The organism is Pseudomonas sp. EA_65y_Pfl2_P74, from assembly GCF_963970575.1.
GTDB classification, from domain to species: Bacteria; Pseudomonadota; Gammaproteobacteria; order Pseudomonadales; family Pseudomonadaceae; genus Aquipseudomonas; species Aquipseudomonas baetica_A.
The window spans coordinates 122,071-139,326 of the sequence record NZ_CAXAOQ010000009.1 but is presented as its reverse complement, the minus strand read 5'-3'; the positions used below and the strand labels follow the sequence as shown (position 1 = coordinate 139,326).

The following is a 17,256-nucleotide window of genomic DNA, read 5'->3' as shown; positions in this document are numbered from 1 at the left end:
TGCCCGCCTGCGAATTTTCAGACTCTTTAGATCAGGAGCACACCGGTGCCTGTCGTCTTTGTCGCCGCTTCCAAGCTGCCAACGCCTTTTGCGCAATTCACCATGCACGGTTTTCTCGATGAAGCCACCGGCCGAGAGCACGTTGTGCTGAGCCTGGGTGATTTTGCCGACGGAGCCCCGGTACTCGGCCGTTTGCACTCCGAATGCCTGACGGGCGACGCCTTGTTCAGCCAGCGTTGCGACTGCGGCTCGCAACTGGAGGGCGCCCTCAAAGCCATCGCTCGCGAAGGCCGTGGCGTGTTGCTCTACCTGCGTCAGGAAGGCCGTGGCATCGGTCTGTTGAACAAGATCCGCGCCTATGAGTTGCAGGACGGCGGCGCTGATACCGTCGAAGCCAACGAACGCCTGGGCTTCGCCGCCGATCAGCGCGACTACGCCATGTGCCTGCCGATGCTCGAGCATCTGGGCGTGAAGTCCCTGCGTCTGATGACCAACAACCCGCGCAAGGTCAAAGCCTTGACCGAAATGGGTATCGTCGTCGCCGAACGCGTGCCGTTGCACACCGGCCACAATCCGCACAACAAACTTTACCTGGCAACCAAGGCCAGCAAGCTCGACCACATGATGGGCAACGAGCATCAGGGCGAGGTAGATCGGGCGTGACCCGAGGTCAGGTTCGTCGTCGTCTGAGCGTCGACTGGTGGAAATACCTGTCGCTGGCGCTGGTACCGCTGTTTTTGCTCAACGCGCTGTTTGGTCAGGGCGAGGGCGTTCTGCCGGTGCTGGCGATGCCGCTGTTCATTGCCGGCGTGGCGTCGATGTTTGTCAGCCTGAAGTTTTTCGGCCGCTATAAGCACGCATTGATCGCCACGCAAAAAGCCCTCGATAGCGCCGATGAACCAGCGGCCTGGATCGCTCTGGCAGCGGTTCGCCGTAACGCATTCCTTGCGGCAGCGTTGCCGGCGTGGATCGGCGCAGTGGCGGTATTCGTTGGCCTTGAGGCGGTACCACTGGTGCTGCTGGCGCTGTCCACTGCGGTGCTGTTCTACCTCTACCGTATCCCGCGTCAACTCGGCTGATGCGCCGTTTCTTGCTGGCGGTTCTGCTGCTGGCCGTCAGCGGCCCGGTGCTGGCGAGCCTGCGGGTCGTCAGCCTCGCACCTTCTCTTTCTGAAATCGTCGTTGAGCTGGACTCGGCTGATCTGCTGGTCGGTGTGCTGGATGCCGGCGAGCGTCCGCCTGCGATTGCCAACGTTCCCTCGGTCGGTCGTTACGGCCAACTCGACATGGAGCGTTTGCTCAGCCTCAAGCCTGATTTATTGCTGCTGTGGCCCGGCAGTGTCGGCCCGGCGCAACGCGACCAACTCAAACATCTGAATATCCCGACTTACGTGGCCGAACCGCACAATCTCGAACAGCTGTCTGCACAGATTGAAGCCATTGCCGCTCGACTGAAGCGACCCGAGCGCGGGGTGACACTGGCGGCGCAGTTGCGCAGCAAACTCGACAATCTGCGCCTGCGCTATCGCCGGGACGCGCCGCTGAAAGTGTTTTACCAAGTCTGGGACAAGCCGTTGTACACCGTCGGTGGCGGGCAGATCATCAGCGCGGCGCTTGAAGTGTGCGGTGCGCGCAACGTGTTCGCCGATCTGAGCCTGCCGGCCCCGCAGGTCAGTATCGAGGCGGTGTTGCAGCGCAATCCCGAGGTGATTGTGGCCGGCGCTCAGGCCCAGCTTGATGCCTGGAAAGCCTGGCCGCAGGTAGTGGCGGTAGCGCGTGGCCAACTGTTGCTGGTCACTGATAAAGGCTTGGAGCGCCCGAGCGGGCAGATGATCGAGGCAACCGCCAGGCTCTGCCACCTAATCGCGCCTGAGCGCTGAGACCGAGGTGAATTCTTCGACTTGCTCGCAAAGAGGCTAGCCAAAGCGGCGCAAATTCTGGATCAGCGGCCCGGCGTCCAGGTCACTCCAAACATCCACGCTCGGCCCTCTTCGCGATAGCCATACTGATTGCCGTCATAACTGTAGTTCGCCCGGCTGTAACCCTTGTCCAGCACGTTATCCACCTTCAACTCCAGCTTGATCTCGCGGTTCAGCGTCCAACTGCTGCGCAATCCGAACAGCGCGTATCCGCCCAATGGCTGCTGATTTTTCAGGTCGTCGTAACTGCTGCTGATCGCCTGCCAACTGGCGCCGAGGCTCAGTCGATCGAACTGCCGATCCAGATCCCAACTCAACGTGCGTCGCGCCCGACGTGCCAAGGTGTGCCCGGTTTCGCGATCACGCGGATCGATGATCGCCACGCCGAGATTGCTCTGCCAGCCGAACAGCTCCTGTTTCAGCGCCGCTTCGAAACCGTTGATTCGGGCTGAGGCCACGTTCTGCGGCCGCGAGTTGCTGCCGAAAATGATCGCGTCCTCAAGGTCGGTACGGTACAGCGAGGCTTCCAGGCGGGTGCTGTCGTTCAACTGGCTGCGCCATTGCAGTTCGTAGCTTTTCGAGGTTTCCGGTTTCAGGTTCGGGTTGCTGAACTCCGGGTAGTACAGGTCATTGAAGGTCGGTGCGCGGAACCCTTCGCTGTAGCTGAGCAGCAAATCGTTGTCCGGGTTCAGCGGCAGGGTGAACGTGCCGCTCCAGGTGTTCTGGCTGCCGAACTGCTGGTTGTCGTCGTGGCGCAGGCCCAGTTCGGTGGAGAAGCTGTCAGCCTGATAACGATGCTGGATGAACGCGGCGCGGTTCCAGCGGCTGTTCTCGTCGAACGCGGTGCTGCTGTTGACGCGGTCTTCGTACCAGTCGCCGCCCAGAATCAGGCTGTTGCGCGTATCCAGGGTCAGGTCGTTCTGCCAGTTCAGCGAGTCGCGGTAGGTGTTGAACACCGTGCGCTCGTCGCTGAGCTTGTCGAGCGTCTTCTCGCGGTTTTCGGTATGGCCGAACTCGACGCGGGTTTTCCAGGTTTCATTGATCCGTGCGTCGAGGTAAGTGCTGACGCTACTGACGTTGAAATCGCTGTACGGCTGTTGTTGCACAGACTCAAACGTGTTCATGTCGAAACGGCCGAACGGGTTGTCGAACTCGCTCTTGCCTCGGTTATCCAGCAGGTTCGCGCCGACTTCGACGTCCTCGGTCAGCGCATGGCTGAGGCTCAGACTGACGGACTTGTTGCGGTAAGCGTCGTGATCGCCGTCGCTGGGGTAGGACTCGTGTGTGCGGTCAATCCCGGCGGTTTCATCCAGGCTGGCACCCAGATTGAAGCGGGTTTTGTCATCGCCACCGGACAAGCCAAGGCTGCGCTCCCAGATCTGATGGCTGCCGAAACCGACGTGCAGGCGTGGCTGCAAGCCTTGCTCAGTGCCGCGTCGGGTGAAGATCTGAATCACCCCGCCAATCGCATCGCTGCCGTAAATCACCGAACGCGAACCGCGCAGCACTTCGACGCGTTCGATCTGCTCGATGTTCAAGTGCTGCAGGTTGCTGTCGCCGGAAGTGGAACTGCCGATGCGCTGGCCATCGACCAGTACCAGGCTCTGCGCCGACTGCGTGCCGCGGATGTAAATGCCCGGCAGGCTGCCGCGCCCACCGGTTTGCGCCACCTGCACGCCGGGCACGCGCCGCAAAAGATCGGGTACGTCGCTGGGTTGCAGGCGGTCGATGTCTTCACGGGTGAACACCGTGTTGGCGGCGCTGCTGTCGTTGCGCGCTTCGACCTGACGGTTGGCGCTGATCAGCGTGTCCGGCAGTTTCAGGGCCTGATCGCGTTCGAAGGTGTCAGCGAGGGCGCTGGTGGCAGGCAACAGAAGGAAGGGCAGGGCGAGGCGCGAGAGGTTCATCGGTGATCCGTAGGTCTTTCAGGTGTACACAAACCAAATGTGGGAGCGGGCTTGCTCGCGAAAACGCAGTGTCAGTCATCTCAATATTTGACTGATCCGGCGCTTTCGCGAGCAAGCCCGCTCCCACAGGGTATTGCGTTTATTTGTTGAGCAGTGCCAGACGCTCGCGAATCGACGCTTCGATCCCGGACTCATCCAGCCCGCATTCGGCCAGCATCTGCGCCGGTTTCGCGTGCTCGACGTAAATATCCGGCAAGCCCAGGTGCAGCATCGACTTGAGGATATTTTCGCGTGCGAGAAATTCGCTGACTGCACCACCGGCGCCGCCCATGATTGCGTTCTCTTCGATCGTCACCAGCAGCTCGTGGCTGCCGGCAATTTCGCGCACCAGTGCTTCATCCAGCGGTTTGACGAAGCGCATGTCGACCACGGTGGCATCGAGCGTCTCGGCGACTTTCAGCGCCTCGGCAAGTTGCACGCCGAACACCAGCAGAGCGACTTTGCTGCCCTGACGACGGACGATGCCTTTACCGATTTCGATCGGCTCGAGATCTTTCTCGATGGTCGCATTCGGGCCCGTGCCGCGAGGGTAACGTACAGCCGCAGGGCCGTTGTAGCGGTGGCCGGTGGTGAGCATTTTGCGCAGTTCGTTTTCATCGCTCGGGGTCATGATGACCATGCCCGGGATGCAGCGCAGGTACGACAGATCGAAGCTGCCAGCGTGTGTCGGGCCGTCTTCACCCACTAAACCTGCGCGGTCGATGGCGAACAGCACGTCGAGATTCTGCACCGCCACATCGTGAACGAGCTGGTCATAACCGCGCTGAAGGAACGTCGAGTAGATCGCCACCACCGGTTTGGCGCCTTCGCAAGCCATGCCGGCAGCGAACGTCACCGCGTGTTGCTCGGCAATGGCCACATCGAAGTAGCGCAGCGGGAAACGTTCGCTGAACGCCACCAGATCCGAACCTTCCTTCATTGCCGGGGTAATCCCGACCAGACGCGGATCCGCTGCTGCCATGTCGCACAGCCATTGGCCAAACACCGCCGAATACTTTGGCCCGCCAGCCTTTTTCGGCGCAGCGGCCGGGGCGTCGACAGGTTCAAGTTTGGTAATTGCGTGATAACCGATCGGGTCGACTTCCGCCGGGGCGAAGCCTTTGCCTTTTTTGGTGACGATGTGCAGGAACTGCGGGCCTTTCAGATCGCGCATGTTGCGCAGGGTGGCGATCAGGGTCGGCAGGTCGTGGCCGTCGATCGGGCCGATGTAGTTCCAGCCCAGCTCTTCGAACAGGGTGCCAGGCACCAGCATGCCTTTGGCGTACTCCTCGGTGCGGCGGGCGATTTCCCAGGCGCCGGGCAGGCGCGACAGCACTTTCTTGCTGCCTTCACGCATGCTCGCGTAAGTGCGGCTGGACAGGATCTTCGCCAGGTAATTCGACAGACCGCCGACGTTGCGCGAGATTGACATGTCGTTGTCGTTGAGGATCACCAGCATGTTGGCGTTCACCTCCGGCGCGTGGTTCAGCGCTTCGAAGGCCATGCCGGCGGTCAACGCGCCGTCGCCAATCACGGCAATCGCCTTGCGATCGCTGTTCTGCAGACGAGCGGCAATCGCCATACCCAGCGCCGCGCTGATCGAGGTGCTGGAGTGGCCGACGCCGAAGGTGTCGTATTCGCTCTCGGCGCGGCGCGGGAAGGCCGCTATGCCGTCCTTCTGGCGCAGGGTGCCCATGCGCTCGCGACGGCCGGTGAGGATTTTGTGCGGATACGCCTGATGACCCACGTCCCACACCAGCCGGTCATCCGGGGTGTCGAAGACGTAATGCAGCGCGATGGTCAGCTCGATGACGCCCAGGCCGGCACCGAAATGCCCACCGGTCTGACCGACCGTGTAGAGCAATTCCAGGCGCAACTCATCGGCCAGGGTTTCCAGCTCGGCTTCGCCTAACCGGCGCAGGCCGTCCGGCGTGTTCGCGCGGTCGAGCAGGGGCGTGGTCGGGCGCTTGCGGGGAATCTCATGAAACGTCGTGGGCATCAGGCGAATCGTTATAGGTATAGAAGAGGCGGCAGTTTACCTGATGCATCGCCCCCTGCCCACGCGTTGGTCTTCTTTGGCGGATTTGCCGTCAGTGGCGGCGCTCGACGATATACCGGGCCAGCTCGCGCAAAGGCTCGGCTGCCGCGTCAAACGGTCGCAGGGCGTGCAGAGCCTGATCGCGCAACTCCAGGGCATAGGCCTTGGCCGCGTCCAGACCCAGCAGGGCCGGGTAGGTCGGTTTGTCGCGGGCGATATCGGCGCCCTGGCGCTTGCCGAGGGTGGCGGTATCGCTTTCGACGTCGAGGATGTCGTCCTGCACCTGAAAGGCCAGTCCGATGGCCTGTGCATAAGTCTGCAGGGCGTTGAGTTCATCCTGCTCGGCACGGCCGCTGGCCAGGGCGCCGAGTTTGATGCTGACTTCGATCAGCGCGCCGGTCTTGTGTCGGTGCATCTGTTCGAGGGCTTGCTGATCGAGCTTCAGCCCGACCGAGCCGAGGTCGATGGCTTGACCGCCGACCATACCCGCCGGGCCTGCGGCGTGAGCCAGCGCAGTGACCATTTGCAGGCGAATGTCGGCACTCAGATCGCTCAGGTGGGGGGCGAGCAGGGCGCTGAATGCCAGGCTCTGCAAGCCGTCACCGGCGAGTATCGCGCAGGCTTCATCGAATTTTTTGTGCGTGGTCGGCTGACCGCGACGCAGATCGTCGTCGTCCATTGCCGGTAAATCATCGTGCACCAGCGAGTAAGCGTGGATCAGTTCAACGGCGCACGCTGCGCCGTTGGCCTGCTCAGCCTTGCCACCGAGCGCTTCGCACGCGGCGTAGGCCAACAGCGGACGCACGCGTTTGCCGCCGTTCATCACGCTGTATCGCATGGCCTCATAGAGGCGCGCCAGTTCTGGCAACGGGGCGTTGAACAGGCTTTGCAGTGCCGCGTTGACCCGGGCCTGGCTGGTCGCCGAATACGCTGCAATCATTCTGGCTGTTCCGCGTCGAAGGGTTCCTCGGCGAGTTCGCCATCACGCTCCAGCAGCACTTGCACCTTCTGCTCGGCCTGGGCCAGCGCTGCCTGGCAGTCACGGGTCAGCCCGATGCCCTGCTCGAAAGCGGTCAGCGAGTCTTCCAGCGACAATTCACCGTTCTCCAGACGCTCGACCAATGTTTGCAGGTCGGCGAGGGACTGTTCGAAATCCAGTGCAGCTTTTTTGCGGGCCATGGCGGCTATTTCCGGTTGACGTTAAACCGGCGCGACACTAGCAGATAGGGGGTTTATGGGCAAATGAGCGGGGACGCGTTAATGATCGGGTATGACGAAATATCTAGCTGATCAAACGAAGCAATATGTAGCGGAAAGGTGCCTCCTTCAAAAAATCATCCGCGACCAGAGGTTGTTCTTGCAGCAGGCTAACAAAGGCTTTTATCCATTTTTCCCGTTCAAGAACGAGCGCAGCGCTTTGAAGGCCAAGCATATCTCTCGTTTGACGAACCACATGCTTCTCCCTTCTGCTGAGAGTAGGCATAGGCTCCAGTGAGCCATCCGACGACAGTGAGAACTGTTCGTTACAGCCGGGTGCAGGCTCAATCGGAAGGAGCCGGTCACCCTTTCGTTGGCCGCACCCATCTGACCGAATACATCCGTGTGCATAGTTGGTATAGGTGAACGTCAAGTGAGGATGCCCATCATTGCCGCGCTTGGGCTTGATGTGGTCGATTTGTCCAGTATCGGCTTCCAATGGCGTTTCGCAGTAGGCACAAAGCCCACCCTGATCGTGATGGAGACTTGCCTTCACGATTTTTTTCACCAAGTGAAAAGCAGCGCCATCGAATTCATTTGGCCCTGCTTGTGGATAGGCAGCATTGAAGTCCAGAAGCGCTTGCGGCATTACGGGGTTGTGAGCCAACTCAATCATTGCGCGTCTTCCTGACTTGCGCCGCAAGGAATGTCCAGAGCGTCATATCGGCTTCGGAGATTTCATAACCCGCTTCGTCCAGTTCCTGTTTCAACTGTTGCGCTTGCGGAGTCATGCCCGCGCCATCTCGAAATAGCTGTTCATAGGCGTGCGCTGTTTCGACTATCGGCATCGGTGGACGGGTGCTCACATTCATGACCCCGGCCAGGGCATCTCCTGACTTCTGTGCCAAAGGACTCATTGCCGGTTGTTCCGAGATCCATCCTTGTTCGTCTCTATGAATCACACGGATCTGTTCACGGTTCACGGTGGTCAGTACTTGAGGACTATGCGTGCTCACGATGAACTGGATCTTGGGAAATGCCCTGCGTAAGGCTGCCAGAACTTGTTGTTGCCAGGCAGGATGCAGATGCAGGTCGACTTCATCAATGAGAACAATGCCTTCTGTCAGCAAAGGCGCCTGATCTTGAAACTGACCATTCAAGCGTGCACAACGAAAGGCCATGTCGGCGGTAAGCGAAATCATGGCTCGAACACCATCGCTGAGCAGGCTGATAGGTAACAGTCCATGATCTGGGTGGGACATTGCGAGATCTTCGAAACTGAGGCTGTAATGAAAGTTACTCCACCCTTCATTCTCCAGAACCAGATTCACGGCATTTTGAATCCCGGCGATTCTGGGTTGTAGATCTGACTCTTCATACCCCGGTAATTCCCGCTGCTGGAGAAGTGCCATTGTCGCCTTGCGCATCCATTGCTGCATTTGTACAAAGTTGGAAGCAGAGGACAGGCAGTCTTCATAGCCCATGGTTCGGCTGGCGCTAACCACGGCTTTACGCGAGCTATTGTTATGGGTTATCCACAATCGTCCGGCAGGGTAATAGCTAACCAGCGGCAAGGCTGTTGCTACTTTGGAACGCAGCGAGTCCTGGAGTTTTTTGCCCCAGTTCGCCAGAGCGGATGCTTCTTTTGTCGTAGTACGGCTTTTGGGGCCATGCAATGCTCTTTGCCACTCGATATCTGGCTCCTCAAGCGCTGCATCGATAATGACAGGAAAGTTTTGTTCATTTTCGAAACTGTTGCCCAGACGCACATAACGAGCGTCTGTCCGCTCGATATGTTTGGATTTTCCCATATCAAAAGCACCGACAAATGGTCCAAGAGCGGTTGCGATGGCCTCAAGAATTGTAGTTTTACCTTGCCCGTTACGTGCGGCAATGACCGTCAGTTCAGGATGGAAATCGATTTCGATCTCTTCGAATCGACGGAAATCCTTTAATTTCAGTTTGCGCAGCTTCACAGGTCCACCTCTGGTCTCCTACCGTCCTTGCCGACGGTTTTTCTGGCAGTAGTTGACCATGAGATGACCTTGAGCTCCAGTTGAAATAGTGCTTTGAGTTCGCGCCAGTCATGCCTCTGGCCAAGGCAAAACCGGAGGTCTTGCCAGCCAGGATTGGCCATTTCGCGTGGGGTGATTGGATCAGGCTGCTTATTCGGCTCATTTCGTGAGCCGAATAAGCCCGCTATTCGGCTCACACCCAATAAATGTGCGTGATTCCCACCGCAAAAGCAGATGTATCCGATTGTTAAAAAACTACTAAATCGCTACTCTTCGCGCCTTCTACGACCTGGCAGTCACGGGTCTTTCAGACGAAACGCAGTTTCCACCGCTGTGAAGTACCGAGGATCGGGTGCAAGGTTTCGTTCAGGCATGGCAGGAGGCGTTACATGCGTTCATTTCTTTGGCTGCTGATCGGGTTGGCCTGCGCGCCTGCGCTGCTGGCCGCGCCGACGGCTGAGATGTCCGAGCCGGTGGGTGGCTGGCGCTATCACGGGTTGCTTGATCGCAGTGAAAACCCGCAAGTCGCCTATCCGACGCCGCCAATCGATCGCGGCATCCAGCGCAATCGCACGATGATTCAAGGCCAGCTCAAGGCCATCGGCCACATGCGCCCGCCGCACAGTCTCGCTGTGAATGGCAATCCGCTGAATTTGTACACCGACGATCAGGGGCGTTTCGCCCGGCCGTACGCGTTCGGCGCCGGTTCCAACAGTGTCGAAGTGATCAGCGCCGAAGGCCAGTCGCTCAAGCGCGTGCAATTTTATGAAGCAAATAACCTGCGCACGCCGGCGCGAATTCGTCTTGTCTTGGGGTGGGACGATCCGAAAGCCGAACTCGATCTGCACATTGTCACGCCTGACGGTCAGCATGCGTTCTGGGCGCGGCCGGCGCTGAGCAATGGCGGCGGTCTGGACCCGGATGGCGTCGATGGCCCCGGCCCGGAAATGTTCACCATGACCGCTCCGCTGCACGGTACCTATCTGGTTTACGTCAACTATTGGGGCAACTTCGGCAACGGCGGCTATAACTTCGAGGAGACCAGCAACCAGAACGAGGTGATCACCTCGCAAATTACGCTGGTACTCAACGAAAACACTGTCGACGAAAAACGCGAGACGTTCATCGTGCCCCTGCGGGCGATCGGTGATCTGCTGCTGGTCAAGACTTTCAACTATTAAGCATCCCGCAACACGGATGAACTTCGGGTTTTGTGAATATGAGTGATAACGCTGCTTCTCCGGCCGTCCCGACACCGGCCGGCAAACCTTCCCGACGCTGGCCGGCGCTGCTGATCGGGCTATGCCTGGTGGCCGGCGTGGCGGGTGGTTTTGGCTGGCTGCTGCTCAAGCCCAAAACACCGCCGGCCGAGCTGGCCAGTGACAAGCTCGGCCTGAGCCGTCCCGATGCGCTGCTGGAAACCCGCTCCCTGAGCCAGTTGCCCAAAGACCTGCTGACGGTGCCGTTTCTCAAAGCCACGCTTACCGAAGATTTCGTTTTCTATTACGAAACCCACGGCGACCGACTCGGGCTGATCGGCAGCCTGCGCCGGATCATTTACGAGCACGACCTGAAACTGCAGGACAGCCTGATCGAGCAGCTTTTTGATCAACCGGCAGACGTAGCACTATGGCGCGGGGCTGATGGCCGGTTGAAGGATTTCCTGTTGGTGATGGATCGCGGCGGGCTGGCGAAACTGCTGGAGCCTTTGGCGAAAGTGGCGCTGGATGACACGCAGCTCAGCGTGTTCGGCAAACTTGAAGTCGGCAGCGACGAGGTGCCGCTTTATCAGCTCAGCTACAACGCCAGTAAATCCCTGTTGTTCGCCTCGCATGGCGACAAACTGGTGGTGCTGTCCAATCCTGCGAAATACTACGAGGCAGAAAACGGCGCATCCGCAGAGTGGGGGCACGTTTCGTCTCAAGCGCTGGCGGCACTGCTCAATGGCGACAAACTGTTCCCGCAAGCGTTCGGCCTGCCGGCCAAGGCGCCAGAGATCAAACAACGCCTGTCGGTGAATTCCAGCGTGCTCGCCATGGGGTATCAGCGCTTTATCCCGAACTTCGCCGGGCTGCGTTTCGACATGGACGACAAGGGCTGGCACAGCTACCTGGCCATGGACGAGCTGGACAACCAGCCGGACTTCGATTTCAAACCGGTGTGGCAAGCCATGCCGCTGGGCGCCAGTGCCTGTGTGACCTTGCCGGTGGCGGCCGAACCGCAGAAACCGCTGTTGGTGAAACTCGGCGCCGAAGAGGCGGTAGCGCAGACACTCACCGAACACGTGGCTGGCGCGGCGGGCCTATGCTGGTACGCCGATTCGCGGCTGTACACGCCACTGTTGGTCGCCAGTTTGAAGGATGAGGGCAACAGCCAATTCGACGGTGATCTCGGCAAACTGTTTGGCTCGATGGTCGGCGCCTTCGAGCCCAACGTCGAAGAAAGTGTCTTCCCGGTGATCGAGAAGCAAGAAGGCCAAAGCCATGTCTGGCGGCGTCAGGTCAGCTCGAATTTCGGCCCATACGCAGCAAAAACCGCCGAGAACCCGGACGCGATCAGTGGTCGGGCGTTCATGAACGTCAGCCTCGCCCGCCACGGTTCGACGCTGCTGTTTTCCCTCGACGACAAACTGGTCGACAAAGCGCTCGGCACCCTCGACAAACGCTTCCCGCCGATGGCCGATGTGCTGCCCAAAGACGTACTGATGCCGATCTATTTCGGCCCTGACTCGATGGCGCAACTGATGCAGCAGGAAACCCTCGACAGCCTGCCGCAGGACATGGAACCGGTGTTCTACAACGCCGCGCAAACCTACCTGATCCCGAAACTGCGCACCCTCGGCGGTTATGGCAAATATGCCCTGACGTTGCCCGAAGGCAGCGAACCCGACGGCCACTGGCAATGGCTGCCGCTGGAATGGAAAGCGCTGTGACGGCACTGATCCGCAGCCTAGGCCTGCTCGCGCTGTTGCTCAGCGCGGGTGCCCGCGCCATGGAGGCACCGGCGCTCGATCCGGCGCAATCACAGGTGTTCCGCGCCTGGTTTGTCCGCATCGCCCAAGAGCAATTGAGCCAGGGGCCGAGCCCGCGTTGGTACCAGCAGGACTGCGCCGGCCTGGTGCGTTTCGCTGCCAACGAAGCGCTGAAAGTCCATGACAACAAATGGCTGCGCAGCAATGGCCTGTCCAACCGCTATCTGCCGCCGGAGCTGTCGCTGAGCGATGACCAGCGCAAGCTCGCCCAGCAATGGCAACAGGGCGGGGGCAAAGTCGGGCCGTACGTCAACGCAATCAAACTGATTCAGTTCAACAGTCATCTGGTCAGCCGTGACGTGTCACAGGCGCGCCCCGGTGACCTGATGTTTTTCGATCAGGGCGACGACCAGCACCTGATGATCTGGATGGGCCGCTACATCGCCTATCACACCGGCACCACAACCCCCACTGACAACGGCATGCGTTCGGCAAGCCTGCAGCAACTCATGACATGGAAGGACACCCGATGGATACCCGACGCAGCCAACCCCAACTTCATCGGCGTCTATCGACTGAACTTTCTCTCCCAATGACCGGTGCCCGCATGTTGCGACTCTGCGCAAAAATTCCTCTGTTGCTGGCACTGCTGCTGCTGCCGCTGGCGACTGTCAATGCCGACGATTCGGTCGAACCGAGCGGTTACACGCCGGTGTCCGGTGAAAGCTTCTTCCTGCTGGCCGACAGCAGTTTTGCGGCGGACGAACAGGCGATGGTGCGCCTCGAAGCACCGGGCCGTGACTACCGTCGTTTCCGCATGGAACCCTACGGTGGCGCCGACATTCGCGTGTATCGCATCGACAAGCCACTGGATTTCCTCAAACGCCAGAAGAACCTGCACCGCGTGGTCAGCGATGGCCAGTTCAAGGGCGAAGGCCTGTCCAACACCCTCGCGTATCTGTGGGACAACTGGTACCGCAAATCGCGGCGGGTGATGCAGCGTGCGTTCTCCTACGAGTCGCGCAAACAGGTCACCGAAGAAGTCCCGGAACTGAAGATGGGCAACGCCATCGCCGCACCGACCCCGTATGACGCGCAACCGCAATTCGCACTGATTCCGGGTTTGCCGGTGGTCAGCCAGTTCCGTTATCCGCTGTGGCAGGCCAAACCGATCCAGCCGCCGGCCGGGGTCAATCTGGCCGGCTCCTCCAGCGATTTCGTCAGCGTCGCGCCGGGCAACGTCTACATTCCGCTGGGCAACCTGAAACCCGGTCTGTACCTGGTCGAAGCGCTGATCGGCAAATACCGCGCAACCACCATGGTGTTCGTCTCCAACACCGTGGCGGTGAGCAAAATCGCCGGTGATGAATTACTGGTCTGGGCGGCGCGCAAGCACGAAGGCAGTTCGGTGCCGAAGGTCAATGTGCTGTGGACTGACGGCCTCGGCGTGATGAGCAGCGGTGCTACTGATGCCGAGGGTTTGCTGCGCCTGAAACACGTCAGCCCTGAGCGTTCATTCGTGATCGGCGAGGACGAAGAGGGCGGGGTGTTCGTCTCTGAAAACTTCTATTACGACAGCGAAATCTACGACACCAAGCTCTATGCGTTCACCGACCGCCCGTTGTATCGCCCGGGCGACTGGGTGTCGCTGAAGATCGTCGGTCGTGAGTTCAAGAACGCACGGGATTCGGTGCTGCCGGGTGCGGCGGACGTCAACGTCAGCGTGCTCGACGCCACCGGCACCGAACTGCAACGAATGGATCTGAAGCTCGATTCGAAGGCCGGCACTCAGGGCCGTTTCCAGTTGCCGGACAACGCCGTGGCCGGTGGTTATGAACTCCGTTTCAACTACAAGGATCAGGCGTACAGCAGTGCGTTCCGTGTGGCGGAGTACATCAAGCCGCACTTCGAAATCTCGCTGAATCTGGCCAAACAGGATTACCGCACCGGCGAACCGGTCAAAGGCAGTCTGGTGTTGCTGTACCCGGATGGCAAACCGGTGGCCAACGCCAAACTGAGCCTGAGCCTGCGCGCCCAGCAACTGTCGATGGTCGACAACGAACTGCAATACCTGGGGCAATTCCCGGTGGAATTGACCAGCACCGAACTGACCACCGACAGCAAGGGCAACGCCAGCCTCGACCTGCCGGCCGCCGACAAACCGAGCCGCTACATGCTCACCGTGTTCGCCAGCGATGGTGCGGCGTATCGGGTCAAGACCACCAAGGAAATCCTTATCGACCGTGGCGCCGCGAGTTTTCGCTTGAGCGCGCCGCAACGCTTCAGTGCGGTCGGCGACAAAGTCGCGTTCAGCTACGCCAACGAAGGTGGCAGCGAGCAAAGCAAAGCCGTGACGCCGAGCTCTTATGGCTGGGTGCGTCTGGAGGATCAGAGCACGGGCGAAGGCAAACTGGCGGCCAGCGATAAAGGCTTCAGCCTCGCTTTTGAACGTCCGGGCACCTACAACCTGACCTTGAAAGATCAGCACGGTCGCGTCCTCGGCGTTAACGCGCATTCGGTCACCGGCGACGGCGTCAAAGCCGTGCCGGGCACCGTGGAAATCGTCCTCGATAAACCCGAGTACAAGGCTGGCGATGAAGCGCTGGCGCTGATCACCTTCCCGGAACCGGTCAGCGATGCCTTGCTGTCGCTGGAGCGTGACAAGGTCGAAGCCACCGCGCTGCTGGCCAAGGGCGGCGACTGGCTGACACTGGAAAAACTCAGCGACACCCAATACCGCGCACGCATCCCGGTGAAGGACAACTTTGCGCCGAACCTGACCTTCTCCGTGCTGTACACCAAGGGCGGTCAGTACAGCTTCCAGAATGCCGGGATCAAAGTGGTCGCGCCGCAAATCGACGTGGCGATCAGCACCGACAAAGCGGTGTATCTACCAGGCGACACCGTCACCGTCGACCTGACCACGCAGTTCGCCGGCAAAGCCGTACCGGCGCACCTGACCGTCAGCGTCGTCGATGAAATGGTCTACGCGCTGCAACCGGAAGTCGCGCCGAGCATCGACCAGTTCTTCTACCACCCACGCCGCAACAACGTGCGCACCAGCGCCAGCCTGTCGTTCATCAGTTACGACGTAGCGTTGCCGGGCAGTCCTGGCGCGCCGGGCAAGGCCAACCGCAGCGAGCGTGGCGTGAAAGTGCTGGAGCGTCCGCGTCGCGAAGACGTCGACACCGCCGCATGGCAACCTGAGTTGCTGACCGGCGCCGACGGCAAAACCCGTTTCACTTTCAAAATGCCGGACTCGCTGACCCGCTGGCGCATCACGGCTCGGGCGATTGCCGATGACGGTCAGGTCGGGCAGAAGAAACAGTTCGTTCGTTCGGAAAAACCGCTGTACCTGAAGTGGAGCGGGCCGAGCAAACTCCGTAAGGGCGATCAGCCGCAACTCGGTGTATTCGCCTTCAGTCAGGCCGAGAAACCGGTCAAGGCTGAACTGGTGACCCATTACGCCGGCGCCGAACAACGCCTGCCGGTGACCCTGAATAACGGCATCAACTATGTGCCGCTGCCGGCATTTGCGTTGGCTTCGGGCGAGTGGACAGCGGAACTGGTGCAGGACGGCAAAATCGCTGATGCCTTGGCCGTGCGCTTGAGCGCGACCGGCGATGGCTGGCAAGTGACGCAGACGCAAAGCCTTGATGTAGCCAGCGGCGACACGCCGTTGAGCCTGCCGGCGGACGCCACCGATATTCGCCTGCGTCTGGATGACAGCCCGCAAGCGCTGTTCCGTTCTGCCCTCGACGATCTGCTGAGCTACCCGTACGGCGGCGTCGAGCAAACCGCCAGCCGTTTGCTGCCACTGAGCATCGCCTATCCATCGCTGGCCTCGAGCCCGCAGATCCGTGATCGCTTGCGCCTGATCATGCAAAACAGCCGCCTACGTCTGGTGCAAATGGCCGGGCCATCGGCGAGCTTCACTTGGTGGGGCTATGCCGGTGAACCCGATGCATTCCTCACCGCTTATGCGTACTACGCCGACTGGAACGCCAGCCAGGTGCTGGAACTGACCTTGCCGCCAGAGCACTGGCAGCGAGTGTTGGAGGTTTACGCCAAACAGGCGCCGAACACGCCGTTGCTGCAACGGGCGCTGATATTGTCGTTCGCCAGGCAAATGCGCTTGCCGGTCAACACGTTGCTCAGCGGTTTGATGGAGGATCTGGCGAGGGCCGGTGAAGGTAATGCCGAGACGCTGATGGACGACGGCCAGGACAGCCTGGTGATGAGCGATCCGGATTCGGCATTGGGTCTGGCAGCGGCGCGGGTCTTGACCGCCTCGCTGGCCACGCAATCGAAAGTGCCGTTACCTGAAGCCTTCAGTCGTCAGGTGAGTGCGGCACAACAGCGTCTGGCCGTCAGCTCGCAGCCGTTTGCCGAAGCGCTGAACCTGTCGCTGCAAGCGTTTGATCAGCCCCGTGCGACGGCGTTGTTGCAGCGTCTGCTGCCACAGCAATCGACCCTCGAACGTGCGCTGGCGCTGAGCTGGCTGCAACGCAGCATCGCCCAGGCGTCGCCGACCATCGCCCTGACACCGGGTGAAGGCTGGAAGAAAAATTACGGCGCAACCGGTGAGATGTACTGGACGTGGCAGGGCAATGCAGCGGTGCCAAGCGTGTTGACGGTGTCTGGCACTCAAGAGCGTCCGCTGCGTGCGGCGCTGAGTTTCCAGACCCAGCAACCGGCCGTCGATCCGATGGCGGTGACCATCACCCGTCGCCTGTCGCGACTGGTGCCGGGCGACGAAGCGTTCACTTTCAAACTGGAGCCGGTCGGCACCAAACCGCTGTCCAGCGACAGCCTGTATCTGGACGAAGTGATCCTCACCAGCAAAGCGCCCAAACCGCTGCGCTACGGCATGCTCGAAGTGCCGCTGCCACCGGGCGCCGATGTCGAGCGCACAACGTGGGGTATCAAGTTGCAGGGCAAGGACGGTACCGAACCGACCTCGCTGGAGAAGGCGCGTTTCGAGCCGGGACAACTGGCCTACGCGGTGCCGGTGGATGCCCTGAGCGGCGAGTTGCGTCTGCGCCATTTGGTGCGCTTCTCGCAGAAGGGCCGGTTCAACCTGCCGCCGGTGCGTTTCACTCAGGTGTACGCGCCACAGCATCAAGCCCAGGAAGCGAAAGCAGTCCTCGGTCAGGTCACGGTCAACTGAC

Annotated in this window: 13 protein-coding genes; 7 read left to right on the top strand and 6 right to left on the bottom strand. The window is 60.3% G+C overall.

Annotation, left to right across the window (positions count from 1 at the left end; all coding sequences use genetic code 11):
- The first annotated feature begins 45 nt into the window (after positions 1-45).
- The 3 genes from ribA to AACY18_RS09395 are packed head-to-tail and all read left to right on the top strand — an operon-like array spanning position 46 to position 1,879.
- Complete coding sequence (ribA, locus tag AACY18_RS09405; protein WP_339431307.1) at positions 46-663, top strand: GTP cyclohydrolase II; 618 nt, start codon at positions 46-48, stop codon at positions 661-663.
- Entirely contained in the window at positions 660-1,079 is a 420-nt protein-coding gene (locus AACY18_RS09400; RefSeq protein WP_339431308.1) for an MFS transporter, read from the top strand. The genes ribA and AACY18_RS09400 overlap by 4 nt, the downstream gene beginning before the upstream one ends.
- A complete protein-coding gene (locus AACY18_RS09395) occupies positions 1,079-1,879 on the top strand; it encodes a cobalamin-binding protein (protein ID WP_339464753.1) in 801 nt (266 codons plus the stop codon). The genes AACY18_RS09400 and AACY18_RS09395 overlap by 1 nt, the downstream gene beginning before the upstream one ends.
- A gap of 62 nt (positions 1,880-1,941) precedes the next feature.
- On the opposite strand, the gene AACY18_RS09390 is transcribed toward AACY18_RS09395, so the two are convergent.
- The 6 genes from AACY18_RS09390 to AACY18_RS09365 form a co-directional block, all read right to left on the bottom strand.
- Complete coding sequence (locus AACY18_RS09390) at positions 1,942-3,825, bottom strand: TonB-dependent receptor domain-containing protein (RefSeq protein ID WP_339464752.1); 1,884 nt, start codon at positions 3,823-3,825, stop codon at positions 1,942-1,944.
- A 139-nt stretch (positions 3,826-3,964) separates the two neighbouring features.
- The gene (gene dxs, locus AACY18_RS09385; protein ID WP_339464751.1) at positions 3,965-5,863 is read right to left on the bottom strand and encodes a 1-deoxy-D-xylulose-5-phosphate synthase; all 1,899 of its coding nucleotides are present in this window, start codon (positions 5,861-5,863) and stop codon (positions 3,965-3,967) included.
- Positions 5,864-5,954: 91 nt separating this feature from the next.
- Complete coding sequence (gene ispA / locus AACY18_RS09380) at positions 5,955-6,842, bottom strand: (2E,6E)-farnesyl diphosphate synthase (protein WP_339431312.1); 888 nt, start codon at positions 6,840-6,842, stop codon at positions 5,955-5,957.
- Complete coding sequence (locus AACY18_RS09375; protein WP_003228627.1) at positions 6,839-7,081, bottom strand: exodeoxyribonuclease VII small subunit; 243 nt, start codon at positions 7,079-7,081, stop codon at positions 6,839-6,841. Before AACY18_RS09375 ends, ispA begins: the two co-directional genes overlap by 4 nt.
- A 103-nt stretch (positions 7,082-7,184) precedes the next feature.
- Positions 7,185-7,775 carry a retron system putative HNH endonuclease gene (locus tag AACY18_RS09370; RefSeq protein WP_339464749.1) on the bottom strand — a complete coding sequence of 197 codons (591 nt, stop codon included), beginning with the start codon at positions 7,773-7,775 and terminating at the stop codon, positions 7,185-7,187.
- Positions 7,768-9,075 (bottom strand): AAA family ATPase, encoded by a 1,308-nt coding sequence (locus AACY18_RS09365; RefSeq protein ID WP_339464748.1) that lies wholly within the window; start codon positions 9,073-9,075, stop codon positions 7,768-7,770. Before AACY18_RS09365 ends, AACY18_RS09370 begins: the two co-directional genes overlap by 8 nt.
- A 428-nt stretch (positions 9,076-9,503) precedes the next feature.
- On the opposite strand from AACY18_RS09365, the gene AACY18_RS09360 reads away from it, so the two are divergent.
- Genes AACY18_RS09360 through AACY18_RS09345 form a run of 4 tightly spaced genes read left to right on the top strand, consistent with a single transcriptional unit; the run spans position 9,504 to position 17,255 of the window.
- Positions 9,504-10,295 carry a YfaP family protein gene (locus tag AACY18_RS09360; RefSeq protein WP_339464747.1) on the top strand — a complete coding sequence of 264 codons (792 nt, stop codon included), beginning with the start codon at positions 9,504-9,506 and terminating at the stop codon, positions 10,293-10,295.
- Between the two features lie 38 nt (positions 10,296-10,333).
- Entirely contained in the window at positions 10,334-12,046 is a 1,713-nt protein-coding gene (locus AACY18_RS09355) for a DUF2138 domain-containing protein (RefSeq protein WP_339464746.1), read from the top strand.
- Positions 12,031-12,681 (top strand): DUF1175 domain-containing protein, encoded by a 651-nt coding sequence (locus AACY18_RS09350; protein WP_339431419.1) that lies wholly within the window; start codon positions 12,031-12,033, stop codon positions 12,679-12,681. Before AACY18_RS09355 ends, AACY18_RS09350 begins: the two co-directional genes overlap by 16 nt.
- Positions 12,678-17,255, top strand: a complete 4,578-nt coding sequence (locus AACY18_RS09345) for an alpha-2-macroglobulin family protein (RefSeq protein WP_339464745.1) — start codon at positions 12,678-12,680, stop codon at positions 17,253-17,255. Before AACY18_RS09350 ends, AACY18_RS09345 begins: the two co-directional genes overlap by 4 nt.
- The last annotated feature ends 1 nt before the right edge of the window (position 17,256 follow it).